Origin of the sequence: Streptomyces sp. NPDC088732 (assembly GCF_044751205.1) — a bacterium.
Lineage (GTDB): Bacteria > Actinomycetota > Actinomycetes > Streptomycetales > Streptomycetaceae > Actinacidiphila.
Genome location: NZ_JBIVLI010000033.1, coordinates 65954 through 91374 on the forward strand (window position 1 = coordinate 65954; position 25421 = coordinate 91374).

General features: G+C 71.8%; 20 protein-coding genes, 1 tRNA gene and 1 pseudogene. 8 read left to right on the forward strand and 14 right to left on the reverse strand.

Features of this window, described 5'->3' with window-relative positions:
- Positions 1 to 82: 82 nt before the first annotated feature.
- Both ACIP9H_RS38095 and ACIP9H_RS38100 read right to left on the reverse strand, forming a co-directional pair.
- The gene (locus ACIP9H_RS38095) at positions 83 to 901 is read right to left on the reverse strand and encodes an inositol monophosphatase family protein (RefSeq protein ID WP_401587839.1); all 819 of its coding nucleotides are present in this window, start codon (positions 899 to 901) and stop codon (positions 83 to 85) included.
- Between the two features lie 363 nt (positions 902 to 1264).
- The gene (locus ACIP9H_RS38100; protein ID WP_360911037.1) at positions 1265 to 2650 is read right to left on the reverse strand and encodes a cystathionine beta-synthase; all 1386 of its coding nucleotides are present in this window, start codon (positions 2648 to 2650) and stop codon (positions 1265 to 1267) included.
- A 202-nt stretch (positions 2651 to 2852) separates the two neighbouring features.
- On the opposite strand from ACIP9H_RS38100, the gene ACIP9H_RS38105 reads away from it, so the two are divergent.
- Both ACIP9H_RS38105 and ACIP9H_RS38110 read left to right on the forward strand, forming a co-directional pair.
- Positions 2853 to 3686 (forward strand): LuxR C-terminal-related transcriptional regulator, encoded by an 834-nt coding sequence (locus tag ACIP9H_RS38105; RefSeq protein ID WP_360910912.1) that lies wholly within the window; start codon positions 2853 to 2855, stop codon positions 3684 to 3686.
- 106 nt (positions 3687 to 3792) lie between these two features.
- Positions 3793 to 4842 carry an SGNH/GDSL hydrolase family protein gene (locus ACIP9H_RS38110; protein WP_401588014.1) on the forward strand — a complete coding sequence of 350 codons (1050 nt, stop codon included), beginning with the start codon at positions 3793 to 3795 and terminating at the stop codon, positions 4840 to 4842.
- A 32-nt stretch (positions 4843 to 4874) separates the two neighbouring features.
- Here ACIP9H_RS38110 and ACIP9H_RS38115 read toward each other — a convergent pair whose 3' ends face one another.
- Complete coding sequence (locus tag ACIP9H_RS38115) at positions 4875 to 5285, reverse strand: VOC family protein (protein ID WP_401587836.1); 411 nt, start codon at positions 5283 to 5285, stop codon at positions 4875 to 4877.
- A 22-nt stretch (positions 5286 to 5307) separates the two neighbouring features.
- On the reverse strand, positions 5308 to 5724 hold the full coding sequence (locus tag ACIP9H_RS38120) for a helix-turn-helix domain-containing protein (RefSeq protein WP_401587833.1): 417 nt from the start codon (positions 5722 to 5724) through the stop codon (positions 5308 to 5310).
- Positions 5725 to 5873: 149 nt separating this feature from the next.
- Here ACIP9H_RS38120 and ACIP9H_RS38125 point away from each other — a divergent pair, with 149 nt between their 5' ends.
- Both ACIP9H_RS38125 and ACIP9H_RS38130 read left to right on the forward strand, forming a co-directional pair.
- Positions 5874 to 7094, forward strand: coding sequence for an acetyl-CoA C-acetyltransferase (locus ACIP9H_RS38125; RefSeq protein WP_401587830.1), 1221 nt, complete (start codon positions 5874 to 5876; stop codon positions 7092 to 7094).
- Between the two features lie 220 nt (positions 7095 to 7314).
- Entirely contained in the window at positions 7315 to 8133 is an 819-nt protein-coding gene (locus ACIP9H_RS38130) for a hypothetical protein (protein WP_401587827.1), read from the forward strand.
- A gap of 13 nt (positions 8134 to 8146) precedes the next feature.
- Here the strand turns inward: ACIP9H_RS38130 and ACIP9H_RS38135 are convergent, their stop codons facing one another.
- Positions 8147 to 8470, reverse strand: coding sequence for a hypothetical protein (locus ACIP9H_RS38135; protein WP_401587824.1), 324 nt, complete (start codon positions 8468 to 8470; stop codon positions 8147 to 8149).
- 106 nt (positions 8471 to 8576) lie between these two features.
- On the opposite strand from ACIP9H_RS38135, the gene ACIP9H_RS38140 reads away from it, so the two are divergent.
- Positions 8577 to 8807, forward strand: a complete 231-nt coding sequence (locus tag ACIP9H_RS38140; protein WP_360910902.1) for a DUF4287 domain-containing protein — start codon at positions 8577 to 8579, stop codon at positions 8805 to 8807.
- A gap of 90 nt (positions 8808 to 8897) precedes the next feature.
- Here the strand turns inward: ACIP9H_RS38140 and ACIP9H_RS38145 are convergent, their stop codons facing one another.
- The 8 genes and pseudogenes from ACIP9H_RS38145 to ACIP9H_RS38180 form a co-directional block, all read right to left on the reverse strand.
- Entirely contained in the window at positions 8898 to 9749 is an 852-nt protein-coding gene (locus ACIP9H_RS38145) for a Bax inhibitor-1/YccA family protein (protein ID WP_401587821.1), read from the reverse strand.
- A gap of 251 nt (positions 9750 to 10000) precedes the next feature.
- Positions 10001 to 11215: an alkaline phosphatase gene (locus tag ACIP9H_RS38150; RefSeq protein ID WP_401588012.1), complete on the reverse strand. Its 1215-nt coding sequence runs from the start codon at positions 11213 to 11215 to the stop codon at positions 10001 to 10003.
- Positions 11216 to 11769: 554 nt separating this feature from the next.
- On the reverse strand, positions 11770 to 12795 hold the full coding sequence (locus ACIP9H_RS38155) for a cytochrome d ubiquinol oxidase subunit II (protein WP_401587818.1): 1026 nt from the start codon (positions 12793 to 12795) through the stop codon (positions 11770 to 11772).
- On the reverse strand, positions 12795 to 14222 hold the full coding sequence (locus ACIP9H_RS38160; protein WP_401587815.1) for a cytochrome ubiquinol oxidase subunit I: 1428 nt from the start codon (positions 14220 to 14222) through the stop codon (positions 12795 to 12797). Before ACIP9H_RS38160 ends, ACIP9H_RS38155 begins: the two co-directional genes overlap by 1 nt.
- A gap of 144 nt (positions 14223 to 14366) precedes the next feature.
- On the reverse strand, positions 14367 to 16085 hold the full coding sequence (locus tag ACIP9H_RS38165) for an LCP family protein (protein ID WP_401587813.1): 1719 nt from the start codon (positions 16083 to 16085) through the stop codon (positions 14367 to 14369).
- 238 nt (positions 16086 to 16323) lie between these two features.
- Entirely contained in the window at positions 16324 to 17019 is a 696-nt protein-coding gene (locus ACIP9H_RS38170) for a type 1 glutamine amidotransferase domain-containing protein (protein WP_401587810.1), read from the reverse strand.
- 251 nt (positions 17020 to 17270) lie between these two features.
- Complete coding sequence (locus ACIP9H_RS38175; RefSeq protein ID WP_401963537.1) at positions 17271 to 19229, reverse strand: multicopper oxidase family protein; 1959 nt, start codon at positions 19227 to 19229, stop codon at positions 17271 to 17273.
- Positions 19230 to 19522: 293 nt separating this feature from the next.
- Positions 19523 to 19720: pseudogene (locus tag ACIP9H_RS38180) on the reverse strand (aldo/keto reductase); the annotation flags it as partial.
- A gap of 415 nt (positions 19721 to 20135) precedes the next feature.
- On the opposite strand from ACIP9H_RS38180, the gene ACIP9H_RS38185 reads away from it, so the two are divergent.
- Complete coding sequence (locus ACIP9H_RS38185; RefSeq protein ID WP_401963539.1) at positions 20136 to 21323, forward strand: acyltransferase family protein; 1188 nt, start codon at positions 20136 to 20138, stop codon at positions 21321 to 21323.
- 202 nt (positions 21324 to 21525) lie between these two features.
- Here ACIP9H_RS38185 and ACIP9H_RS38190 read toward each other — a convergent pair.
- Positions 21526 to 21611 (reverse strand) — tRNA-Leu (locus tag ACIP9H_RS38190).
- 399 nt (positions 21612 to 22010) lie between these two features.
- Between ACIP9H_RS38190 and ACIP9H_RS38195 the strand changes: the two genes are divergently transcribed.
- Together ACIP9H_RS38195 and ACIP9H_RS38200 are read left to right on the forward strand one after the other, a co-directional pair.
- A complete protein-coding gene (locus tag ACIP9H_RS38195; RefSeq protein WP_401963545.1) occupies positions 22011 to 22751 on the forward strand; it encodes an ABC transporter ATP-binding protein in 741 nt (246 codons plus the stop codon).
- A gap of 41 nt (positions 22752 to 22792) precedes the next feature.
- On the forward strand, positions 22793 to 25294 hold the full coding sequence (locus tag ACIP9H_RS38200) for an ABC transporter permease (protein ID WP_401963540.1): 2502 nt from the start codon (positions 22793 to 22795) through the stop codon (positions 25292 to 25294).
- The last annotated feature ends 127 nt before the right edge of the window (positions 25295 to 25421 follow it).

Genomic DNA, 25421 nt, shown 5'->3' on the forward strand with positions numbered 1-25421 from the left:
CGCCCAGTTCGCCGAGCGCGAGCAGGACCGGCGCGCCCGCCGCAGGAACCCGGACGCCTGGGAGGACTGACCCCGAGGAGCGTCAGCGCGCGAACAGCGCCACGACCCGCTCCGCCACCGCCTTGCCACGGGCCGCCGCGAACTGCTGCGGCCCGCCCGCCATACGGAACGGCAGCCCGTCCGCGGACAGCACGGTGCCGCCCGCCTCGGCGACGAGGAGCACGCCCGGGGAGTGGTCCCACGGGTTGTCGTAGGCGTACGTGGCCGCGTCGAGCCGGCCCAGGGCCACGTCGAGGTAGTCGCAGCCGGCGGAACCGCTCGCGCAGGGCTTGATCCCCTGCGCGGGGCCGAGGTCGTACAGGGCGCGGTGCTGGCCGGGGGTGAGGTTCGCCGGGCGGGCCCCGGCCACCAGCAGCACCTCGTCCGGTGCGCCGGGGGCGGCCGGCAGCCGCAGCGGGCGCCCGCCGGACCACGCGCCCTCGCCGCGCCGCGCGGTGGCGAGGACACCGTCCACGGGCCGGTAGACCCAGCACGCCAGCAGCTCGCCGCGGGCGGCGAGCGCGACCTGGGTGACGAAGGAGGTGTCGCCGCGGACGAAGTTGGAGGTGCCGTCGACCGGGTCGACGATCCAGACCGGGGCCTCGCCCAGCCAGGCGTCCAGCAGCCCCGGGTCGCCGTGCACGGCTTCCTCGCCGATCACCGCGGAGCCGGGGAGCAGGTCGGTGAGGATCCGCGTGAGGCGTTCCTCGACCCGGCGGTCGGCGACCGTGACCAGGTCCCGCGGCCCCTTCTTCTCGCTGATGTCGCCCGCGGCGAGTCTCCCGAAGCGGGAGAGCGCCTCCTCGTCGGCGACGGCGCGGACGGATTCCTCGACGGCGGCGAACACGTGTGCGTTGATCACGCGGTCTCTTTACCAGAAGAGCGGCCCGCGTCGTGACGCGGGCCGCTCCTGGACGCCTTGCGCGGGGACCGCCGCACCCCCGGTCGCCCGGGGGGCGGGACGACGGCGGTCCCCGCGAGGGACGCGGGCCGGATCAGGGCCTGGCCGCACGTCCTGGGGTCACCAGGGAGGTCCGGGAGCCGCTCCGGAGGTCCTTGGCGCCACATCCACGCCGCCGGCGGGCCGTCCGGGGGCTTCCCGTCCGTCCTGCCGACATCCACCAATGTGCCGGAGCCGTGTTAAGACCGTGCTGCGCGGACGTGACGCGGATGTACCACTTCTGCGAAACCCTCGCCGCTCCCGCGGAAGGCCCCCGCGATGCGGCTACTTGGCGGTCCCGGCGAGGAACGCCAGCAGGTCCTGCCTGCTCACGACGCCCGTGGGCTTGCCCTCGACCAGGACGACGGCCGCGTCGGCGGTGCCGAGGACGGCCATCAGGTCGGCGACCGGCTCGCCCGAGCCGACCTGCGGCAGCGGCGCGCACATGTGCCGCTCCAGCGGGTCCTCGAGGGTGGCGCGCCCGGTGAACAGCGCGTCCAGCAGCTCGCGCTCCACGACGGAGCCGATGACCTCGGCGGCCATGACGTCGGGGTGGCCGGCGCCCGGCTTGACGATCGGCATCTGCGAGACGCCGTACTCGCGCAGCACCTCGATGGCCTGGCCGACGGTCTCCTCGGGGTGCATGTGCACCAGGTGCGGCAGGCCGCCGTCCTTGCGGTCCAGGACGTCGGCGACGCGGGCCTGGCCGCTGCCCTCCTCCAGGAAGCCGTAGTCGGCCATCCACTCGTCGTTGAAGATCTTCGACAGGTAGCCGCGGCCGGAGTCCGGCAGCAGCACGACGACCACGTCGTCCGGGCCGAGGCGCTCGGCGACGCGCAGCGCCGCGACGACCGCCATGCCGCAGGAGCCGCCGACCAGCAGGCCCTCCTCCTTGGCCAGGCGCCGGGTCATCTGGAAGGCGTCCTTGTCGGAGACGGCCACGATCTCGTCGGCGACGGTGCGGTCGTACGCGGTGGGCCAGAAGTCCTCGCCGACGCCCTCGATCAGGTACGGGCGGCCGCTGCCGCCGCTGTAGACGGAGCCCTCGGGGTCGGCGCCGACGACCTTGACCGCGCCGTCGGAGGCGTCCTTGAGGTAGCGGCCGGTGCCGGAGATGGTGCCGCCGGTGCCGACGCCCGCCACGAAGTGCGTGATCCGGCCCTCGGTCTGCTCCCACAGCTCGGGGCCGGTGGAGTGGTAGTGCGAGGCCGGGTTGTTGGGGTTGCTGTACTGGTCCGGCTTCCAGGCGTTCGGGATCTCACGGACCAGGCGGTCGGAGACGTTGTAGTACGAGTCGGGGTGCCCGGGGTCCACGGCGGTGGGGCAGACCACGACCTCGGCGCCGTAGGCGCGCAGCACGTTGATCTTGTCGGTGGACACCTTGTCGGGGCAGACGAAGACGCACTTGTAGCCCTTCTGCTGGGCCACGATCGCCAGTCCCACGCCCGTGTTGCCGGAGGTCGGCTCCACGATCGTGCCGCCCGGCTTGAGCTCGCCGCTCTTCTCCGCGGCCTCGATCATGCGCAGCGCGATCCGGTCCTTCACCGAGCCGCCCGGGTTGAAGTACTCGACCTTGGCCAGGACGGTGGCCTGGATCCCTGCGGTCACGCTGTTGAGCCTCACGAGCGGGGTGTTGCCGACGAGGCTGATCATCGAGTCGTGGAACTGCACCATTGTCTCCGGGTTCTCCGAGATTGTGAGGCCAGGGTAAGCGGTTTTCGGGCGTGGCGGCCGCTCCCGGGGGAGGCGGTCGCCGCACGCTTCACACGGGTGTTACGTACGCCCCGGAAGGTCCGGAGGTAGAGTCGCACCGTGGCGCGATCACGACACGTCGCACCTACGACACCGGGCCAGTACAACCGGGGGGTGAGCCATGACCGAGCGGCACCCGAACCGCACCGGGGCCGGCCCGGACACCGCCGACTACGCCGCCGCGCTCAGCGGTCTGGCCGCGGTGGAGTCCGGCCTCGCCGCAGTGCGCGAGCGGCTCACCGCGCTCGCCGCCGCCCGTCCTTCGCGACCGGCCGAACCGGTGATGCCCGGCGGCATCGCCGAGGTCGTCCACGGCGAGGCCGAGCAGCAGCACATCATCGAACAGCTCCAGCGCGAGGCGCGCAAGGAGGTGCTGACCTTCGTGCGGCCGCCGTACGTCTCCTCCGAGGGCAACTTCGTGCAGAAGGAGCGGCTGGCCTCCGGGGTCGAGTACCGCTCGCTGTACGAGACGACGGCGCTGGTCTACCCGGGCGCCGCCGACATGCCCGGCTTCGTCGAGCCCGGCGAGCTGGCGCGGGCCGCGCCGACCGTGCCCATGAAGCTGATGATCGTCGACGCGGAACGGGCGCTGCTGCCGCTGTCCGGGGGCCGCGACCGGTCGGTGGTCTCCTCGGCCGGGCTGCTGCTGCTGCACCCGTCGGTGCTGGTGGACGCCCTGCTGGAGCTGTTCGAGGACCGCTGGCTGCGCGGCACGCCGCTGCGGATGCCGGTGGTGGGCGACGCGGAGGAGGACCCGGAGTTCCCCGGCTCCCCCGAGCTGGACGAGCAGCTGCTCTCCCTGCTGATGTCGGGGCTGCCCGACAAGGCGATCGCCTCGCAGCTCGGCATATCCCTGCGCACGCTGCAGCGCAGGATCCGGTCGCTGATGGAGTCCACGGGCACCGCCAACCGCACCCAGCTGGCCTGGTTCGTCGCGCAGCAGCGCCTCACCTGAAGAACGGTTGCGCCGGGCATCGGACGGGGCAACAAGGTGTTGTAAGCAATGCGGGCCGACGGGGGCCCGTGCGCGGCACGGGAGGTGGACCTTGTCCAGGGCAAGGGTGGCGCGGCGGATCGCGACGGCCGCCGCGTACGGAGGAGGCGGGATCGGGCTCCTGGGCGGAGCGGCGGTCGGCCTGGTGCTGACCGAGGCCGCGCTCGCCCGTCGCGTCGTCGGCGGCTCGGACGCCATCCCCCCGCGGGCGGGCGGTCACTACGGCGCCGCCTTCGCACTGAGCAGCGACGAACGGCCCATCGTGCTCGCCCTCACGGGTGATTCGACGGCGGCGGGCCAGGGCGTCCACCGGGCGAGCCAGACGATCGGGGCGCTGCTGGCGTCCGGGCTGGCCGCGGTGGCGGAACGGCCGGTGCGGCTGGTCAATGTGGCCAACCCCGGTGCGAAGTCCGACGACCTGGCCCGCCAGGTCGATCTGCTGCTGGCGCAGGACGCGGGCCCGCCGCCCGACCTGTGCGTGGTGATGATCGGCGCGAACGACGTGACGCGGCGGATGCCGCTGGCGGTGTCGGTGCGGATGCTGTCCGACGCGGTGGGGCGGCTGCGCGAGGCCGGCGTCGAGGTGATCGTGGGCACCTGTCCCGACCTCGGCTCGGTCGAGCCGGTCTACCAGCCGCTGCGGTGGATCGCCCGCCGCCTGAGCCGGCAGCTGGCCGCCGCGCAGACCATCGCGGTGGTGGGCCTGGGCGGCCGTACGGTGTCGCTGGGCGACCTGCTGGGCCCCGAGTTCGAGTCGCGGCCGCGCGAGATGTTCGGCCCGGACAACTACCACCCGTCGGCGGAGGGGTACGCGACCGCCGCCATGGCGATGCTGCCGACCCTCTGCGCGGCGCTCGGGCTGTGGCCCGAGGAGGACGAGCGTCCCGACGCCCGCCGCGGCGAGGGCTTCATGCCCGTCGCCCAGGCCGCCGCCGAGGCGGCCGGCGAGGCCGGCACCGAGGTCGCCGCCGCCTCCGGCAGCGTCTCCGGGCCCCGCGGCCGCTGGGCCCTCATCAAGCGCCGCCGTCGCCGCCGGCTGCCCGACACCACCGATCCCACGCTCGCCGCCGAGGCGGCCGAAGCCGCCGCGGCGGCGGCCGAGGCCGCCCAGAACTGACGCCCGCCCCGCGCGGCGCCTCCCGGGGCGCCTCAGCGGGGCTGGTTGAAGCGCAGGAGGTTGCCCGAGGGGTCGCGGAAGGCGCAGTCGCGGACGCCGTAGGGCTGGTCCATGGGCTCCTGGAGGACCTCGGCGCCCGCGGCGCTGATGCGTTCGAACGTCGCGTCGCAGTCGGGGGTCGTGAAGATGACGCCGCGGAGCATGCCCTTCGCCATCAGCTCGGACATGGCCTGCTTGTCGGCGGGCGAGGCATTGGGATTGGCGAGCGGCGATTCCAGGACGATGGTGACGTCCGGCTGCGCCGGGGAGCCGACGGTGACCCAGCGCATGCCCTCGAAGCCGACGTCGTTGCGGACCTCCAGGCCCAGGACGTCGCGGTAGAAGGCGAGTGCCTTGTCGTGGTCGTCGACGGCGATGAAGCACTGTGAGAGCGTGATGTCCATGGCCCTCACGCTAGGGCTTGTTTCACGCCGAGGCGCTGCCCGCCGCCGTGTTCCTGACGGGGCGGGTGAACATCTTGGCCACGCACGCCGGGATCGGCGCGCCCTGCGCGTGGTCGCGGGCGCGGTAGGCGCTCGGGGTCTCGCCGACGAGTTCCGTGAAGCGGGAGCTGAAGGAGCCCAGCGAGGTGCAGCCGACGGCGAAGCAGACCTCGGTGACCGACAGGTCCCCTCGCCGCAGCAGCGCCTTGGCGCGCTCGATCCGGCGGGTCATGAGGTAGCTGTACGGCGTCTCGCCGAACGCGGCCCGGAAGCTGCGGGCGAAGTGACCGGTGGACATCAGGGCCCCGCGGGCCAGCGCGGGGACGTCCAGGGGATCGGCGTAGTCCCGGTCCATCGCGTCCCGCGCCTGCCGCAGCCGTACCAGGTCCTCGGAGTTCACCCCGACAGCATCGCATGCGCGCCGCGGGCTAAGCGGGCGCTCAGAAAGAGGCCCGGGTCACAGCGCACAAGACGTGACTGAGTGCTCTACGTACAGGTAACTTCCCCAGGAGTACAGCCGTTCCGACGCCGCCTCGACGAGGAGTCGCGATGCCCGAAGCCGTGATCGTCTCTGCCGCCCGCTCCCCCATCGGCCGGGCCGTGAAGGGGTCCATGAAGGACCTCCGCCCCGACGACCTCACCGCCACCATCATCCAGGCGGCGCTGGCCAAGGTCCCGCAGCTCGACCCGCGGGACATCGACGACCTGATGCTCGGCTGCGGTCTGCCCGGCGGCGAGCAGGGCCACAACCTGGGCCGGATCGTGGCCGTGCAGATGGGCATGGACCACCTCCCGGGCTGCACCGTGACCCGCTACTGCTCCTCCTCGCTGCAGACGACCCGGATGGCGCTGCACGCCATCAAGGCGGGCGAGGGCGACGTCTTCGTCTCGGCGGGTGTCGAGACGGTGTCCCGCTTCGTCAAGGGCAGCTCCGACGGCATGCCCGGCACCCACAACCCGCTGTTCGCGGAGGCCGAGGCCCGTACCGCGGCCCGCGCCGAGCAGGGCGGCGGCGAATGGCACGACCCGCGCGAGGACGGCCTGGTCCCGGACGCGTACATCGCGATGGGCCAGACCGCGGAGAACCTGGCCGCGCTGAAGGGCATCACCCGCGCCGAGCAGGACGAGTTCGGCGTGCGCTCGCAGAACCTGGCCGAGGAAGCCATCAAGAAGGGCTTCTGGGAGCGCGAGATCACGCCCGTGACGCTGCCCGACGGCACCGTGGTCTCCAAGGACGACGGCCCGCGCGCCGGCGTCACCCTGGAGGGAGTGCAGGGCCTGAAGCCGGTCTTCCGGCCCGACGGCACCGTCACCGCCGGCAACTGCTGCCCGCTGAACGACGGCGCGGCCGCACTGGTCGTCATGAGCGACACCAAGGCCCGCGAGCTCGGCATCACCCCGCTCGCCCGCGTGGTGTCCACCGGTGTGTCGGCCCTGTCCCCGGAGATCATGGGCCACGGCCCGGTCGAGGCCTCCCGCCAGGCGCTCAAGCGGGCCGGGATGACCATCGGCGACATCGACCTGGTCGAGATGAACGAGGCCTTCGCCGCGCAGGTCATCCCCTCCTACCGGGACCTGGGCGTCGACATCGACCGCCTGAACGTCAACGGCGGCGCGATCGCGGTCGGCCACCCGTTCGGCATGACCGGCGCCCGCATCACCACGACGCTGATCAACTCGCTCCAGTGGCACGACAAGCAGTTCGGCCTGGAGACGATGTGCGTCGGCGGCGGCCAGGGCATGGCCATGGTCATCGAACGCCTGTCGTAATGCCCGTGTGCGTGTCCTAAGTCGCAATCGAACCGCCCCCGGGATGTGACCTTCCCCCGGGGGCGGTCGTTTGCCCAGGTCAGGAGTGCATCACTCGACCGGCCCAAGACTTTGGACCTGCTCATATCGTGACGTTCCGCACTGCGAAGGCCATGGATTTGAGTGCACAGTGGTGTGTACAGGGGGCCAGGCTCGGGAAAGCACAGTCGGGAGTACGCCAGTGAGCGCCATGTTCCTCGTCCTGCTGACGGGTGCGGCAACCGCCGTGGCCGCCGGCTCCGCCGCGCTGTTCGCCACGCGCGGCGTTCGTCGTGACGTCGCCGCCCTGCGCGCGGACCTGGCGGCGGCCACGGCCGCTCATGCCTCCGTGCCGGCCGCGCGCGCGGCCGCGGAGACCCCCGGCGTCGAGGCCATACGCACCGCTGTCGCGGACGCCCTCGCCGACGAGCGCGAGCGGGAGCTCGCCGAGGCGCGGGCCTTCTGGGCCGCCCAGGAGGCACCCCTGGCCTACGGCGCCGGCGAGGCGGGCGACGCGGTCGCCGATGCCCAGCTGGACGTCCAGATCTTCGGCGGCACCGGTTCCGGCCCGGGCGCCGCGGGCTCGGACTACGAGGTCCTGCCGTACGGCCCGTTCCTGCCCCGCCAGGCGGACCTGACCGGACTGGAGCCCGGCCCCGTCGGCCCGGTGCCCTTCCGGCACCCCTCCGACCCGGACTTCGCCGTCCCGGCCCCGGTCGTGGCCAACCAGGAGCAGACCGCCGAGCGCCTCGGCGAGCTCGCCGACCTGCGGATGCCGCTGGCCGACGTACGGCCCGGCCCGCTCGGCACGCTGGACGTGTACGTCTTCGCCGACGGCACCACGCTCTGCATGACCCCGGGCGACCGCGAGACCGCGGACCGGCTCTGCGACGCCCTGGACCGCGGCGAGTCCCCGGTCCTGCTGGGCGGCTCCGCGGTGGCCGGCGGCTACGCGCTCACCTTCACCTTCGGCGAGGAGTCGGTGTACGTCCTGGCCGACCGGGTGGTCGCCTCCCTCTGACCGGCGACAGCCGCTACAGACCGCAGCGCGAGGCCGTGTCCCGGATCAGGGACACGGCCTCGTCGCGTACCGCGGCGAGGTCCGGGTGCGGCTCCAGCGCCGCGGCCAGCTCGTGGGCGGCCACCGCGATCTGGTCCCCGACGGCGAAGACGCCGTCGTCCGGCATGAGCAGCGGCTCCCGCCCGGGGAACTCGACTCGCTGCGCCCGCACGGCCAGCTCCCGGGCCAGCCCGAGTCCCGCGGCCGCCACCTCGCCGCGCAGCCTGCTCTGCGGCAGGGAGCGGTAGCGTCCGGCCAGGGCCCCGGCGGCCTCGCGAAGCGTCGTACAGTCCAGCACGGCCGGGAGCCTACCGGTACGTACACAGAACCGACGCATCGCACTGTTGCCATCGGGAGAAGCCTCAGGCACGGTGGGGTGACCGGAACGCATACCGGAGGCGCCGATGTCCCAGACCTTCTCTGAAGAGACCCACCGGAACCTGCTCTCCCACATCCCCCACTGCACCGGCCGCGAGATCGGCGAATGGCTTCGCACGGTCGACGAGGGCCCCGCCTTCCTCCGCTTCGACGAGAAAGTCAGCTGGCTCCGCAGCGAGCACGAGCTGTCCTACGGGCACGCCAAGGCGATCGTCCACGAGTACGACCTGAGGCGCGCCGCCCGGAGGCTCGGCTAGCGTCCTCCCCCGCGCATGCGAACGGGCCCCGAAAGGCACTGCCTCCGGGGCCCGTTGAATGCCCGCCCGGCCGGGCGGGCGCTGTTCGCGTCAGTCGTCGCCGCGCAGGATGGCGATGAGGCGCAGCAGCTCCAGGTAGATCCAGATGAGGGAGAGGGTCAGGCCGAAGGCCGCCCACCACGCCTCGTTGGCCGGGGCGCCGTAGCGCACGCCGTCCTCGATCTCCTTGAAGTTCAGCGAGAGGAAGAAGGCGCCGAGCAGCACGCCGATGACGCCGACCGCGATGCCCAGGCCGCCGCTGCGCAGGCCCAGCCCGTCACCGCCGCCGATCGCGGCGGCGATCAGGTTGATGACGATCAGGATGAGGAAGCCGACGGCGATCCCCATACCGATGCGGTAGTAGCGCCGGGTGACCCGGATGAGCCGGGTGCGGTACGCCACGAGCATGCCGGCGAAGACCGCCATGGTGCCCAGCACCGCCTGCACGGGGGCGCCGCTCCAGACCGTGTTGTACATCTCGCTGATGATGCCGAGCGCGATGCCCTCGAAGGCCGCGTAGCCCAGGATGAGGCCGGGGACCGGACGGCGCTTGAACATCAGGATCACGTAGAGGACCAGCGCCACGAGTCCGGCGCCGCCCGCGAGGGTCCAGCTGCCCTGGCTGACCGGCAGGACGAACCAGGCCAGCAGCGCGCCGACCACGACCGTGCCCAGGGTGATCGCCGTCTTGGAGACGACGTCGTCCATCGTCATCCGCCCGGTCTGCACCGGGGCGGCGGGCGGGGCCTGGTAGGTCGCCGTGTCGTAGGGGTTGGTCCCGGCGTACGGGTTCCCGCCCGCGTACGGGTTGCCCTGCGGCTGCGTCTGCGCACCGCCGAAGCCCGCGTAGCCCTCCCCGCGGGAGAACCCCCGCCGGGAGAAGACCGGGTTGCTGCTCCTCATCTGTCACTCCTCCATGCCGTGCGATACGGCTTCGCACCCAGAGTAATGGCATGGCAAAGCGGGCGGTCTAGTCCTCAAGGAGGATCTTCTTCCGTTCTTCACCCCGATGCCGCCCACGGGGACGGTCCGGACGGGTGAACCGCGCGCGGCGGCGACGGCGGAGCCCCGGGGCGTGATCGCCCCGGGGCTCCGGTGTCAAGCGCGTCAGCGCGTCAGCGCGTCAGCGCGTCAGTCGCCCGGGTGCGCATCGCTCAGCGGCGCGTCAGGGCCTGGCGCAGCACGTCGTAGACGTAGGTGTTGGCGTGCTTGCCGGTGAAGCGGTCGGACAGCGGACCGGCCGCGGTCACGGGCACGTCCACACCGGTGTGACCGGAGGTGGTCCAGTCCATGTAGAAGGTCTTCTCGCTGCCGCGGATGCTGAACGGACCGTCCTCGGCGGAGATGCCGTCGCCGGACTCGTCGGCGGCGTCGGCCTCCTCGACGGCCAGGCCGCCGGTCTCGTGGTCACCGGTGACGACCAGCAGGGTGTCGGGGTGGGTGGCGACGTACGCACGGGCCACGGCCACGGCCTTCTCCAGCTCCTGCATGGACTGCAGGGTGCGGGTGGCGTTGTTGGAGTGCGCGAACTCGTCGGTGCCCTCCTCCTCGACCATGAGGAAGAAGCCCTTCTTGTTCTTGTCCAGCGTGCTGAGGGCCTTGCTGGTCATCGTGGACAGACCGACGACCGGGCTGTACACGTCGCCCTGGCCCTCGGGACGCTGCTGGAACATCTCCTCGTTGGCGAAGAGGCCGAGCAGCTTGCCGCCCTTGGCGCGGCTGAGCTGGTCCGCGCTGTGGACGTAGGAGTAACCGGCCTTCTGGGCCTTCTTGATGAGGTCGCCCTTGGTGCCCTTGCTCGCCTCGGACGTGTCCTCGGCGGGCTTGTCCTGGAACGCGCCGGCGCTGCCCGCGGGCAGCCACCAGTCCTCGCCGCCGCCCAGGATGACGTCGGGCTTGCTGACCTCGATGTACTGGCGCGCGATCTCGTCCTGCGCCGAACGGTTGGCGGTGTTCGAGAAGAACGCCGCCGGCGAGGCGTCGGTGACCTGCGCGGTGGTGACCAGGCCGGTGGCCTTGCCGGCCGCCTTGGCCTGCTGGCCGAGGGTGGCCAGCGGGTTGCCGTCCACGTCGACGCTGATCGCGCCGTTGTAGGTCTTCTCGCCCGTGGCCCACGCGGTCGCCGCGGCGGCCGAGTCGGTGATGACGGCCTTCGGGTCGTCCGGCTCGGTGGTCAGCTGGCCCGAGACCGGGAGCTTGTCCATGGCGAGCTGGCCGTTCAGGCCCGAGAAGTGCAGGCGGGCGGCCTGACGCAGGGCCGGGCCCATGCCGTCGCCGTTGATGAAGATGACGTTCTTGGCGGTCGGGGTCTTGGCCTTGGCCGCCGGCGGCGCCGTGGCGGAAGCGCCCAGCGTCGGGTTGACCACCATCGTCACGACCGCGGCGGCTATGGCAGCGACTGCGGGAGCGGCGAACCGCCGGGCCCTACGAGCATCCAGGGACACAACGTCCTCCGTTGTAGTTCTTGCCCATTACTTGACCGCGACCATAGGAGCCCTCGGGGGGAGGTTGACCAAGAGCAGATGACCAGTACGCAACGAGATCTTCAGGGGGAAGTAAAGGCGCAGGCCCCGCACTTGTCCGGACAGGTAGCGCAGGGGCGGAATCCGGCCGCCCGGCGGCCGCGCGCCGCGGGTGCCGAAGGGGAGGCCGCCGTACCGCTCCCGCCGTCGGTCATCGCCCCGGCAGGGGCCCGGTATTCGGCCGCCGGGGGCCGGTCTGCGGGTGCGGGGAGCGGTGGCCGGGCATCCGGGCCGCCCATGGGACCGCCCGCTCCGGGAGCCCGGCGCGGTACCGGTCCTGCGTACAGATGCGCGCGTCCCACGGGGTGGCGGAAGGGCCCGGACCGGCGGATTCCACCGGTCGCGGCGGCCTCCGGGGCTTTGCCGCGGCGTTGCCCTTCGTATACCGGCGGCAGGGCGGCTCATGGGCCCGGGCGGTCCCCGGCAGCGTGGTCGGCGGGGATGAGCCGGCCGCGGCCGGCCAGGCGGAAGAGGAGCACGAGGGAGGGGAGGATCAGCAGCCCCGCCACGATCGCCACGCCGACCGTCACCCACAGCGTGGCGGTGGGCGCGGCCGCCTGGGGGATCTCCAGGTGGGTGCCGAGGAGGTACGGGTACTGGGCGACGCCCCAGCCGAGGACGACCAGGGCCACCGCGGCGGCGGCGAGCGCCCGCAGGCCCGTCGTCCGGGTGCCGCGCAGCAGGACCAGGCCGGTCGCGCCGCAGAGGGCCGCGGCCAGGACCAGGGGCAGCGCGCGATGGCTGAGTTCGTGGAAGAGCCGCGGGGAGTCGTGCCGGAGCACGAAGATCCCCGCGATGCTGACGGCCCCGGTCAGCAGGCCCGCAAGCAGGGCCCGGTCGCGGAAGTACCGGGCGAGCCCCGGCTCGTCCTGCCGCCCGGCGGCCACGTGCAGGTAGACGGCGGCCAGGTAGGCGCAGACCAGGACGGCCAGGACGCCGCCGAGGACGGAAGTGGGGTTGAGCCAGCTGCCGAGCGCGTCCCCGTTGCCGCCGGCGGGCACCCGTCCCGAGGCGATGCCTCCGGCGACGGAGCCGAAGCAGTACGGGGCCAGCAGGGACGACAGTGCGAAGGCGGCCCCGTACACGCGCTGTTCGGGCGTGCGCAGGGAGGCCTTGCGGAACGCGAACCCCGCCCCGCGCAGCACGATGCCCAGCGCGGCGAGGCCGAGCGGCAGGTAGAGGGTCGTGGTGATGGCGGTGTACGCGGTGGGGAAGCCCGACCAGAGGAACACCAGGCAGTACACGAGCCAGGTGTGGTTGGCCTCCCACACCGGCCCGAGCGAGGTGTCGACCAAGTGCCGCGGCTGCCTGCCCCGCTCGGCGCCGCCCGCCGTGAGGTCCCAGAAGCCGGCGCCGAAGTCGGCACCGCCCAGCACGGCGTAGGCGATGACCCCGATGAACAGGAAGACGGAGACGAGTTCGGGCATCACTGCCCCGATCCGACGCCGGCGCCCGCGCGGTCCGGGCCGGTGCCGGGTCCGTAGGGCACGGGCACCTCGTCGCCGCCCTCGGCCTGCCAGCGGCGCTTCATCGACAGCAGCACTCCCACGGCGCTCGCCCCGACGGCCGCGTAGATGACCAGCACCGCTCCGAAGAACGGCCACAGGTTCCCCTGGGTGGTCACCGCGTCCCTGGTGAGGAGGTACCCGACGACCGTCCAGGGCTGGCGCCCCAGCTCCGTGACGATCCATCCGGTCTCCAGGCACGCCACCGCGGCCAGGCCGCTGACCGCGCAGCACCGCAGGAACCAGCGCCGGCCGTCGACGCTGCGGTGCCGCCACCACAGCCAGGCGAACCACAGGACCAGCAGCATCAGCACGGAGGACAGTCCGACCATGACGTCGAAGGCCAGGTGCACGGTGCTGACGGCCTGGTCGGAGGGGCGCACGTCCGGCGGGATGGCATCCAGCCCGCTGATCCTCGTGGAGGGGCTGAACGCCGCCAGCAGGGACGCCACGTCGGGGAGGGGCAGGCCGTAGCGGACCTCGCCGTCGACGAGGATGCCGCCGAGGGTCTCGGGGACGTGGGTGCCGGTGGTCGGCAGGAGTTCGATCGCCGCGAACTTCGCGGGCTCCGCCTCGAAGACGTACCGGGCGATCGTGTCCCCCACGATCATCTGGAAGGGGAGCACGACCGCCGCCGTGACGAACCCGATGAGGAACCCCAGCCGGTGGTAGCGGGAGGTCCGCCCGCGCAGCATGCCCACCGCGTAGACGCTCGCCACCCCGAAGCCGGCCACGATGTAGGCGGCCAGCAGCATGTGGAGCATCTCCCACCAGAAGGCCCCGTTGAAGAAGACCTCGGCGGGGCGGACGGCGACCACGCGGCCGTCCCGCAGGGTGAACCCGCCGGGCTGGTTCATCCAGCTGTTGGCGGCGATGACGGCGGCCGCACCGCCGATGCTGGACAGGGCCACCGGCACACCGGTCCAGAAGTGGGCCCACGGCGCCATGCGGTCCCAGCCGTAGATGTAGATCGAGACGAAGATCGCCTCGAGGAAGAAGAAGAGTCCCTCGATCGCGAAGGGGAAGCCGAAAGCGGCCCCGTAGCGGCCCATCAGGCCGGGCCACAGGATGCCGAGTTCGAAGGAGAGCACGGTGCCGGTGATCGCACCGACGGCGAACAGCACCGCGGCGACCTTGGACCAGCGGCGGGCCAGGAGCAGGGCGTCCTGGTCGCCGCGGCGCAGCCCGCGGTGGTTGGCGACGAGCATCAGGGTGGTGAGCGCGACACCGAAGGGCACCAGGATGATGTGGAAGCCCAGGGTGAAGGCCATCTGCTGACGCGCCGGCAGGAGCTGGTCGGGGTCACCCGCGGCAGCCAGGCTCCGCACGGCATCGAGCGCGAGGGTCATGACGGACCCCGCCGGTGGACTGTCACCATGCATCACCTTGGGATTATTTGCCCGGTTTCGTGGTGACACACGGTAGGTGACGGCGCCGCCGCCGCCCGGTATTCGGCCGTTCCCGGGACCGGCGGCGCCGCACCCCAGCCGGACTCAGCCGACGCACTCGTTCTTGTCGGCCTGCGCCTTCTGGATGTCGGCCGGGGGCTTGTCCGGGTCGGCGAGCGGAACGCCCGCGCCCTGGTAGTCGCCGCCGAGTGTGAGCGTCATGGCCTTGCCGGGACCCGCGGCGTCCGTACCCGGGCGCAGCGCCGAGGCGGGCAGGCCCATCATCGCGGCCAGTGCCCGGGCCTGGGCGGCCTGGTCGGGCCCGTAGACCAGGGTCGTGCGGGCCTGCTTCCCGCCGGGCGCGTTGCCGCCGTTGGTCGCGTGGCCGACGCCCTTGGTGTTCTGCAGCCACTCCGACGTCGTCTTCGCCGCGCCCTGCGGGCCGCCACCGTTGTAGACCTCGACCCGCACCTGCGACGGGTCGGCCTTCGTGCCCTTGAGCTTGGCATCGGCGGCCGTGGGCTTCTTCTTCGTCCCGCCGGACAGCGAGACGTCGTTCTTGATCGCCGAGAAGACCTGGGGCGCCCTGGTCTCGTCGACCATGACCGTCGCGTGGAAACCGATCTCGTACGGGTTGTCCTTGACCGGCAGCGTCGTGAACGTGATGTGCTTGGGGTCGACCGCGCTCAGGTCCTGTGCGAGGCCGGTGAGCTTCGTGACGCTGCCGATGCCGGTGTCCACGGTGAGCGCCTTGGTGGCGGCGTTGGCGAGCTTGAAGAGCTTCGTCGGGTCAGTGAGCGTGTTGCCGGACTTCATCTCCCGGATCATCGAGCCCAGGAACTGCTGCTGGAGATGGATGCGGTCCAGGTCGCTGCCGTTCGTCAGCGAGTGGCGGGTCCTGACGAACTGCAGGGCCTGCTCGCCCTCCACGCGGCTCGGTCCCTTGGGCAGCTTCAGGTGCGAGCCCTGGCCCTTGGAGTCGGTGTCGTCGATGGCGTGCGTGAGGCAGATCGGGACGCCGCCCACGGCGGTGGACAGGGTCTTCACGGCCTCGAAGTTGACCATCATGAAGTGGTCGATCGGCAGGCCGGTGATCTCGGTGACGGTCCGCATCGTGCAACCCGGGTCGCGGCCCTCCTGGCCGAGGCTCTCGTTGAAGCGAGGGCTGAACTTGGCCTGGGCCGTGGCGGGGATCGTCTTGGTGGAGCCGTCCTTCTGCTTCGTGGGGCAGGCCGGGATGCCGATGATCATGTCGCGCGGGATGCTCATGACGGTCGCGTTCGACCGGTCCTTCGCCACGTGCACGAGGAGCGTGGTGTCGGCGTGGCCGATGTTGTCGGAGTCCCCGTACTTCCCGCCGAGGCCGACCCGGCTGTCGGTTCCGATCACCAGGATGTTCACCGCGTCGTGGCTGGTGGCGTTCTTGTTGCCCGCCGTGCCGACGTCGACCGTGGAGATGTTGCCGTCGAAGTGCCGGTACAGGAAGTACGCGCCGGCGCTGCCCGCGAGCAGCACGAAGCCGAGCGTGCCCGCGGTCCACATCAGGACCCGGCGCTTCGTGGACCGCTTGGCCTTCCGGGACGCCTTGGCCCCGCCGCGGCGACGGCCCTCGGGGGCCGGTTCCGGGGCGGAGCGCTGCTCCTCGCGGCGCGCCCTGCGCCCGCCCTGCGGCGGGACCGTGGCGGCCTGGGCGCCGACAGGTCTGTCCGGGCCGCCGGGGCCGTTGGGTCCGTCGGGGTCCAGCCGCAGCCGGTAGGTACCGGTCTCCGGGTCGAGGACCCACTGGTCCGCGGGGTCGATGTGACGGCCGTCGTGCGTGTCCACGGTCGTTCGGGCCCTCCGTCCGCGCCCGCGGCCCCGCCCCTTGGCGCTCGATCGTCGTCTGTCCTGTCCCGGACGCCCCGTTGCCGCAGCGGGACATGGGTTCAGACATACGAGTCACGCGCATGGTTGCGCTCAGGAACGGTCAACTTGCGCTCCTCAAAGCGCATTTACCTGCACCGATGGGCCCATCCCGGACCAACGGACAGGCCCGGAGGGCCCCTTCCTCCCCGGAGTCACCTCACTTGAGGATCTCCAGCAGCCGGTCGGCCAGCACCCCGGCGGAGTGGGGGTTCTGGCCGGTCACCAGATTGCGGTCCTCGACCATGTAGGGCTCCCAGATCGGGCCCCGGCTGTACTCGACACCGACCTGCTCCTTGAGGGCCGTCTCCAGCAGCCAGGTCGCCCGCGGGGCGAGTCCGACGGCCGCCTCCTCCTCGTTGGTGAAGCCGGTGACCCGGTAGCCCTTGAACGGCGATACGCCGTGGATGCGGGTGGCCAGCAGCGAGGCGGGGGCGTGGCACACAATGAAGAGCGGCTTGCCGGAGGCGAGTTGCGCCGTCAGCAGCCGGCCGACGTCGGCGTCCCACGCCAGGTCCGCCATCGGGCCGTGGCCGCCCGGCAGGTACACCGCGTCGTAGTCCTCCAGCCGGACGTCCGACAGCGCCAGCGGCCGCCGCATCACCTCGGCGGAACGGATGATCTCCTCGAGCTCCAGGGCGCCCTCCTCGCCACCCGCCATGGAGGGGCGCAGGCTCATCATGTCGACGTTCGGGACCACACCGCCCGGCGTCGCCACGACCACCGCGTGACCGGCTTCCGTGACCTTCTTGTACGGCACCGCGAACTCCTCGGCCCAGTAGCCGGTCGCGTGCCTGGTGCCGTCGTTGAGCACCCAGTACGTCGCTCCGCTCACGATGAAAAGCACCGTCGCCATCGGGTCCACCTCCTGGCTCGCCCCCTACCAAAAGCGTAGGTAAGCCATGAGGACGGCGCATGCGCGTGAGCAGCGGGACGTCCCCGTCACCCGAACGGCCGCTCTCCGCGTGCGCACCCGGCGGGGGCGGCTCAGGCTGGCCACGGCAGAGGGCGGCGCCACGGAACCCGCCGGACCTCACCGCCATGGGCAAGCCCCCGCCGCCCCGTCGCGGCGGGGGCTGCTCCTCGCAGGCAGCAGCGCCGGAGCGGCTACATCTTCATGCCCTTCATGCCGCGCATGCCCGATCCGCCGTTCATCTCCATGATCATGTGGTGAATGTCGTGCACGGCGGGCGGCATGATCACGAAGGGCCGCATCATGCCCTCGTCCTCATGGTCGAGGAGATGACAGTGGTACATCACCTTGCCGGTCTGGTCCGCGAGCCGTCCGGCGACGGTGACGAGGGTGTTGGCGTTGACGGTGATGGTGTCCTTCCAGCCGGATTCCTCCGGCGCGACCGGTACCGGCCCGCCCACCGTCAGGGGCCGCACGGTCCGCGCCGCGGCGAAGTCCATTCCGGACGCGTCGACCGTCCGGCGGTCGACCACCTGGAAGTTCATCAAGTGGATGTGCATCGGGTGGTAGATCGGAACGCCGGCGGGCGCGGCGCTGATGAAGTGCCACTTCTCCCAGGTGCCGGACGCCGCGAAGAACGTGGTCGTGTCCTCGAACATGGTGCCGGTGCGCCGCAGGGTCCGCGTGCCGCCGGGCATGTCGACGGTGACGACACCGGTGCCCGGCGCCGTCCCGGCGGGCACCTCCTGCATCTCCCAGATCTGCGGCATCGCACCGGTCTTGTCGAAGCCGAGGACGACGAAGCGCTCGGTGGCGGTCCGGGGAACGTCGGCGAGACCGATCCTGCGGAAGGACGCTGACAACGTTGTCGGCATGCGGAACGACGCGTGGCGCTGCTTCTCCACGCGGAACTGCATCACCTCGGGGTGCGGGACCATGAAGTCCGGCAGGGCGGCGCCGGGGGTCTGGCCCTCGACGGTGTTGACGAGCGTGAGCTTCTTGCCGGGGTGGGCGGCGAAGTCGATGACGACGTCCGCGCGTTCCGCGGGCGACAGGGACAGTGCCTCGTCGATGGTCTGCACCTTGCCGAGCAGGCCCATGTCGGTGCCGATGAGCTTCATGGCGCCGCGGACGGGCTTGCCGGTCTCCTCGTCGACGACGACCAGACGGTAGATGCGGGCCCCGGAGACGTTCACCAGCCGGAGGCGGTAGGCGCGGGCCTCGACGTCCATGTGGGGCCACACAACGCCGTTGACCATGGTGAACGGGGCAAGGGAGGCCAGCGACGGCGGTATGGAGCCCGGCATCGGCATGGCCCCGCCGCCGACGATGCGCTTGGCCAGGATCTGCCCGGTGAGCCGGCCCTGCGCGTCCGTGTCGAAGTTGGCGTCCTGGATCGTGAGGGGGATCTCGTACTTGCCGCGGGGCAGGTCGATCCGGTCCTCCTCCGCGTCGCGCACGATCCAGTTGCCGATGAGGCCGGCCGTGACGTTGAGCGAGGTCACCGCCATGGCGTGGTCGTGGTAGAAGAGGTGCGTCGCCGCCTGGTCGTTGGCGTACTCGGCCAACTGGGAGCTGCCGGGGGCGACTCCGTACTCGGCGGCCCCGTCGTTGAGGGCGTTCTGGTGGCCGCCGTGCACATGGACGGTGGTCCATGCGGTGAGCCGGTCGACCTCGGGACGCGGGACACCCCCCGGCGCACCCGGGCGGTTGTAGGGAAGCAGGCCGGGCCCGGGGCCTTCGGGCTGCACCCACACGGCCTTGACGGGCGTCGTGCCCCTGAGCCTGTTGTTCCAGGCGACGCGGACCTGGTCCCTGCTGCGCACCTCGACGGTCGGGCCGGGGAAGTGGCCGGCGTATGTCCACATCCGCGTGCGCGGCATCTGGGAGTGCAGCCGCACCGGCGACTCGACCAGATCGATCTCCGTGATCCGGTGGCCCTTCGCGCGCAGCGTCGGCGGTACGCGCAGCGGGTCCCGGAACGGCGTCAGCTCGGTGAACGTGGGCTCGTTGACGCCCTCCAGCGCGTCGGCCGCTTCCGCCTTGCGCTGGAAGGCGCCGGTGCCACCGAGGACTCCCGTGCCGGCCACGGCCACGGCTGCGGCAGTGGCCCCGGCCATGCCGAGAACGGTCCGCCTGCTGGTCGTTGACATGAAGGTGTTCCTGTTCTTGGTGCTTGTCGATGAGGGGACGCAGCACCGGAGGGGGCGCCGGCGGACCGGCGGTGAGGGGAGCCGCGCGTGAGGCGGGCCGGATGGATTCCCCGTCGTCGCGGGCGGAGGTGTCGCCGGTTCGGTGCGCTCGGCGCCTGCGGACTCGCGGTGGGATCGCCACGCGAGGTCACGCCCCCGATGTCCGGCAAGGTGCGTCCCCATCCGCAGCGCTTGCTGCGTCAATCAACTAGTACAGGAGGTGTATTTGTACGTGCAAGTAGCCTGACCGGCACTTACCTATAGATCCGCACTCCAGGGTCTCCGGCCGCGTCACCCATGAGCCTGTGGAGAACGGCGAGGTCGGCCGCGGACAGCCGCAGGCCCGCGGTACCCGCGTTGTCGAAGAGGTACTCGGGGGTCTTCGTGCCGGGGACCGGGACGACGTGCGGTCCCTGGGCGAGCAGCCACGCGAGGGCGACCTGCGCCGGGGTGGACGGCACCGCCGGCCACCGCCTTGTCGCCCACTACGCGGACGCCGCGAGCCCCGACCACGACGCCATGGTGCTCCTGGACATGCTCGGCGGCCCGCACAGCCCGCAACCGACGCGGTCGGGCGCGACCAGGCGGGCCGACCGACCGGCGGACGCGCCGCGTCGGGCCGGGCTGTCACGTGTCACGCGTACGCCCCGGACACGGGCCCGGTCACGCCGGTGGGTAGTCTCGGCGGCCGATGCGGCCTTCCACCGCATCGCCACGGGCTCCTCGGCGATCTCCCCGCTGCGAGATCCGCGAGCCGACGCAGCGAAAAGGACACGGCATGGCCAGAATCGAACGCGCGGCCCTTGCGCCGCGCCCCTCGTACGGGTCGGCGGACGGACAGGCCGCCACCGCGGGGAGCGGTGCGCTGTGACGCTGTCGGACACGGCCCTCATACCCGCCGGCACCGGCGACACGGCAGCCGCGCCGGCGAAGACAGGGACAGGGGCAGGGACGAAGCAGGGCCGCGGCGGGCAGCGCCTGTACGCGCTGGACGGGCTGCGGCTGCTGGCGGCGCTGTCGGTGCTGTTCTTCCACTACCTCTCCCGCGGTGGGGAGGCCTCCGACGCCTGGGGGCAGCCGAGCCGCGAGATCCTGCCGTCGGTGACCCCGTTCACGGACTACGGCTGGCTGGGCGTGGAGTTCTTCTTCCTCATCAGCGGATTCGTGATCTGCATGAGCGCCTGGGGCCGCGGCCTGGGGCAGTTCTTCCGCTCCCGGATCACCCGGCTCTACCCCGCCTACTGGGCGGCCATCGTGCTGCTCAGCGTGGCGACGGCCGTCTTCCCCGTCCTGGCGCACCGCCCCGACGTCCACAGGGTCCTGCTGAACCTCACGATGCTCCACGAGCCGCTCGGCACGCCGGCCGTGAGCGGCGTCTTCTGGAGTCTCTGGGTCGAGCTGCGTTTCTATCTGCTGTTCGCCCTGGTCGTGTGGAGGGGCGTCACCTACCGCAGCACCGTCGCCTTCTGCTGCCTGTGGACCGTCGGCACCGTGATCACCCACGCCGCCAACGACAGGCTGCTCAACAACCTGCTCGTGCCGACGTACTCGGCCTACTTCATCGCCGGCATCGGCTTCTACCTGATCCACCGCTTCGGCTCCCACGCGATGGCGTGGGGCATCGTGGGCGTCTCCTGGCTCATCGCGCAGGAGACGGTGCTCGCGGAGACGGAACGTTTCAGCAAGATAATCCACGCCGATCTGTCCGGTGGGGTGGCCTCCGCCGTGGTCACCGCGTGCTTCGTGGTCATGGCCGGCGTCGCCCTCGGCTGGTTCCGGCACCTCAACTGGCGCTGGCTCACCTTCGCGGGCACCCTGACCTACCCCCTGTACCTGGTCCACGAGAGCCTCGGCCACCTGATGATCTACGGCCTGCACGACCACCTGAGCCCCGCCACGACTGTCGCCGCGACGACGGTCGCGATGCTGGTCCTCGCCTGGCTGCTGCACGTCCTCGCCGAGAAGCCGCTCGCGCGCCGCCTCAAGCGCACCTTGGAGCGCCCTCTCCCGAGCAGCGGCATCGGCCGACGCGCGAACGCGCAACCGCCGTCGTGAGCGGCCTCTCGGCGCGGATGGGCGGGTGGACGGGTTCGGCCCGGTGATTCCACGGATCACGGCGAGGCGGTAAGACGTCGGGCAATGCCGGGGCCGGCTTGACCGGGCAGCACATCGGCTCGGCAATTCAGAGTTTGCGAACGGCGAGGTGCCCAATGGCACGCGACCACCCGTTCCCGCGGGTCGGCGCCGCGGTGAAGGGTGGTGCCCGGAACCGGACTCGAACCGGTACGCCCGCAAGGGGCAGCGAGGTTTAAGCTCGCCGTGTCTGCATTCCACCATCCGGGCGGGGCGGCGCCGAAGCGCAGCACGAGCCTATCCGGGAAGGTGGGTGGGAAGCGGCCCGGGATTCGTCATGTTGTCTGATTCTATTGCTCCCTGACGGATCATCAGATGACCTCGGACACAGCGAAACCACAGGCCCGGGGCGGTACCCGGCGTGTTCGGCGCCGCCTGCATATGACGCGAAATAGTTCCGCCGCAGGACGGGCGCATCGGGGTGGGTGTCATCCCCTGGTATGACCCGGGGGTCCCCGGATACCTCTTGCGACTGCCTCAGGAACCAGGTCAGGGACGGATTACCGCGGCCGTTCACGCCGGGACGATGGACGGAGTCCGCACCACCTCCCCCAGCGTTTCCGACAGGAGCAGCCTGCCGTGACCACCACCACCGCACCCCCGACCGCCATGGCCACGGCCGCGCGGGCCACCGACCTGAGCAAGGTGTACGGCGAGGGCGAGACCCGTGTGGTCGCGCTCGACGCGGTCTCCGTGGAGTTCCGCAGCGGTGAGTTCACCGCGATCATGGGCCCCTCGGGTTCCGGCAAGTCCACGCTGATGCACTGCATGGCGGGTCTGGACACGGTCTCGTCGGGCTCGGCGCGGATCGGCGACACCGAGCTGGCCTCGCTGAAGGACAAGCAGCTCACCAAGTTGCGCCGCGACAAGATCGGCTTCATCTTCCAGGCGTTCAATCTGCTGCCCACGCTCACCGCGGCCGAGAACATCACGCTGCCGATGGACATCGCCGGCCGCAAGGCCGACCAGGAGTGGCTGGGCCGGGTCGTGGAGACCGTCGGCCTCGGCGACCGCCTGAGGCACCGGCCGTCCCAGCTGTCCGGCGGTCAGCAGCAGCGTGTCGCGGTCGCGCGGGCGCTGGCGAGCCGGCCCGCGATCATCTTCGCGGACGAGCCGACCGGCAACCTCGACTCCCGTTCCGGCGCGGAGATCCTGGGCTTCCTCCGCAACTCCGTGCGGGAGCTCGGCCAGACGGTCGTCATGGTCACCCACGACCCGGTCGCCGCCTCCTACGCCGACCGCGTCGTCTTCCTGGCCGACGGCCGCATCGTCGACGAGCTGCACGGCCCGACCGCGGACTCGGTGCTGGAGCGCATGAAGCGCTTCGACGCCAAGGGCCGTACGAGCTGACCGTCCGACGCCACCGAGACCACCGAGAGACCACGCCTGCCATGTTCCGTACCGCCCTGCGCAACGTCCTCGCGCACAAGGCCAGACTGCTGATGACCGTGCTCGCCGTGATGCTCGGCGTGTCCTTCGTGTCCGGCACCCTGGTCTTCACCGACTCCATCGGCGACGCCCTCCGCAAGGCGTCCTCCAGGAGCTACGCCGACGTGTCGGTCGCCGTCACCTACGGGGATCCCGACCACCGGCTCCCCCAGCGGCTGGTGGACGAGATCGGCGGCCTGCCCGGCGCCGGGTCCACCACCGCGACCGTCACCGGCTTCACCGCTCTCGCCGACAAGCAGGGCAGGCTGGTCGGCGACGGCTGGTCCACCCGCGGCGGCAACTACGCCGGGGCGAACCGCTATCCGATACGCGAGGGACGCGCACCGTCCGACTCCTCCGAGGTCGCGCTGGACTCCAGGACGGCCGAACGGACGGGCTACGGGGTCGGTGACACCGTCCGGATGTCCATCGACGGCCCGGTGATGCGGCAGAAGGTGACCGGCGTCTTCACCACCGACGACGGCAACGTCGCCGCCGGCGGCAGCCTGGTGCTCTTCGACACGGCCACGGCCCAGAAGCTCTTCGGCACGCCGGGCACGTTCGAGGAGATCGACGTCAAGGCGGCCCCCGGCACCGCGCAGGCGACGCTGAGGTCCGCGATCGAGAAGCTGCTGCCGCGGTACGCCAAGGACGCCACGGCGACCACCGGGCAGCAACTGGCGGACGACGAGGCACGGCAGATCGCCGCCGACCTCAGCAACTTCAACACCACGCTGCTCAGCTTCGCCGGCATCGCGCTCTTCGTCGGCGTCTTCATCATCGCCAACACCTTCACGATGCTCGTCGCCCAGCGCACCAAGGAGCTGGCGCTGCTGCGCGCCGTCGGCGCCAGCCGCCGGCAGGTGACCCGGTCGGTGCTGGTCGAGGCCCTCGTCGTGGGCGCGGTGGCCGGGGCGACCGGCTTCCTGCTGGGCATCGGCATCGCGGCCGTCATGCGGGCGGTCCTCGGCTCGGCCGGGGCGGAACTGCCCGACGGCCCGCTGTCGGTGCAGCCGGGCACCGCGGGCGCGGCGCTCGCGGTCGGTGTCGGCATCACCCTGCTCGCCGCGTGGCTGCCGGCCCGCCGCGCCGCCAAGATCCCGCCGGTCGCGGCGATGAGCAGCGTGCACGCCCCGGCCACCGTCAAGGGCCTGCTGCTGCGCAACACGTTCGGCGCGCTGCTGTCGGCCGCCGGTGTCGTCCTGGTGCTGGCCGGCTCGGGCATGAAGAACGACGGCAACATGGTGCTCGGCGGCGGCGCGGGACTGCTGCTGATCGGGGTGTTCGTCCTCACCCCCCTGCTGTCCCGGCCGGTGGTCGCGGCGGCCGCGCCGCTGCTGCGGCCCCTCGGTGTCACGGGCAAGCTCGCCCGGCAGAACTCGGTGCGCAACCCCCGGCGCACCGCCGCCACGGCTTCCGCCCTGATGATCGGCCTGACTCTGATCACCGCCCTCACGGTGGTGGCCATCTCGGTGAAGACCACGGTGGACGAGCTGGCGGCCGCCCATCTGAGGGCCGACTACCAGATCACCATGGCCACCGGCCAGAACCTCTCCCCCGAGGTGGCGAAGCAGGTCGCGGGGACCGAGGGCGTCAGCGACTCCAGCGCCGTGCGCGACGCGCACACCGAACTGGACGGCGAGGACGAGTGGGTCACCGGCGTCGACGCGCCGCAGATCGAGCGGCTGCTCGCCCTGGACTTCACCCACGGCTCCCTGGCCGCGGCGCACGGCGACTCGGTGGTCGTGGACTCCGACACCGCGAAGCGGCACGGCTGGCACCCCGGACAGAGCCTGCCTGTGCGCTACGACGACGGCGCCAAGGGGCGGTTGACGATCGGCGGTGTCTTCGTGGGCGGTGACCTCATCAACGGCGTGATCATGGACAACGCCACGGTGACCCCGCACACCCCGGAGGCCGGGGACATGCGGGTGCTGGTGAAGATGGCCGGCGGCCCCTCCGAGGCCCACCAGGACGCGCTGGTGAAGGCGCTCGGCGAGAACCCGGTCGTCAAGGTGCAGGACAAGGCCGACATCTCCCGGGAGCTCAGCGCCACGATCGACCTGATGCTGAACATCCTCTACGGGCTGCTCGCGATGGCCGTGCTGGTCGCCGTGCTGGGTGTGATCAACACGCTGGCGATGTCGGTCTTCGAGCGCAAGCACGAGATCGGCATGCTGCGGGCGATCGGCCTGGACCGTGCCGCGGTCAAGCGGATGATCCGGCTGGAGTCCCTGGTGATCTCGCTCTTCGGCGCGGTGCTCGGCCTGGGCCTGGGAGTCTTCCTCGCCTGGGCGGTCGGCGGGCTGATCAGGCCGAACCTGCCGAGCTACGCGCTGGTGCTGCCCTGGGACCGGATCGCGGTGTTCCTCGCGATGGCCGCCGTGGTGGGCATGCTGGCGGCGCTGTGGCCGGCCCGGCGGGCGGCCCGGCTGAACATGCTGGAGTCCATCAAGGCCGAGTGACGGACCGGCCGGGACGGCGTGACACGGCGGGGCGGGGGCCGCGGCGGCCCCCGCCCCGCCGTGTCACGCCGTCCCGGCCCCGGCCGCCCCCCCCGCGGGGGTGGTGGGCCACCCCGCGGCGGGCCCC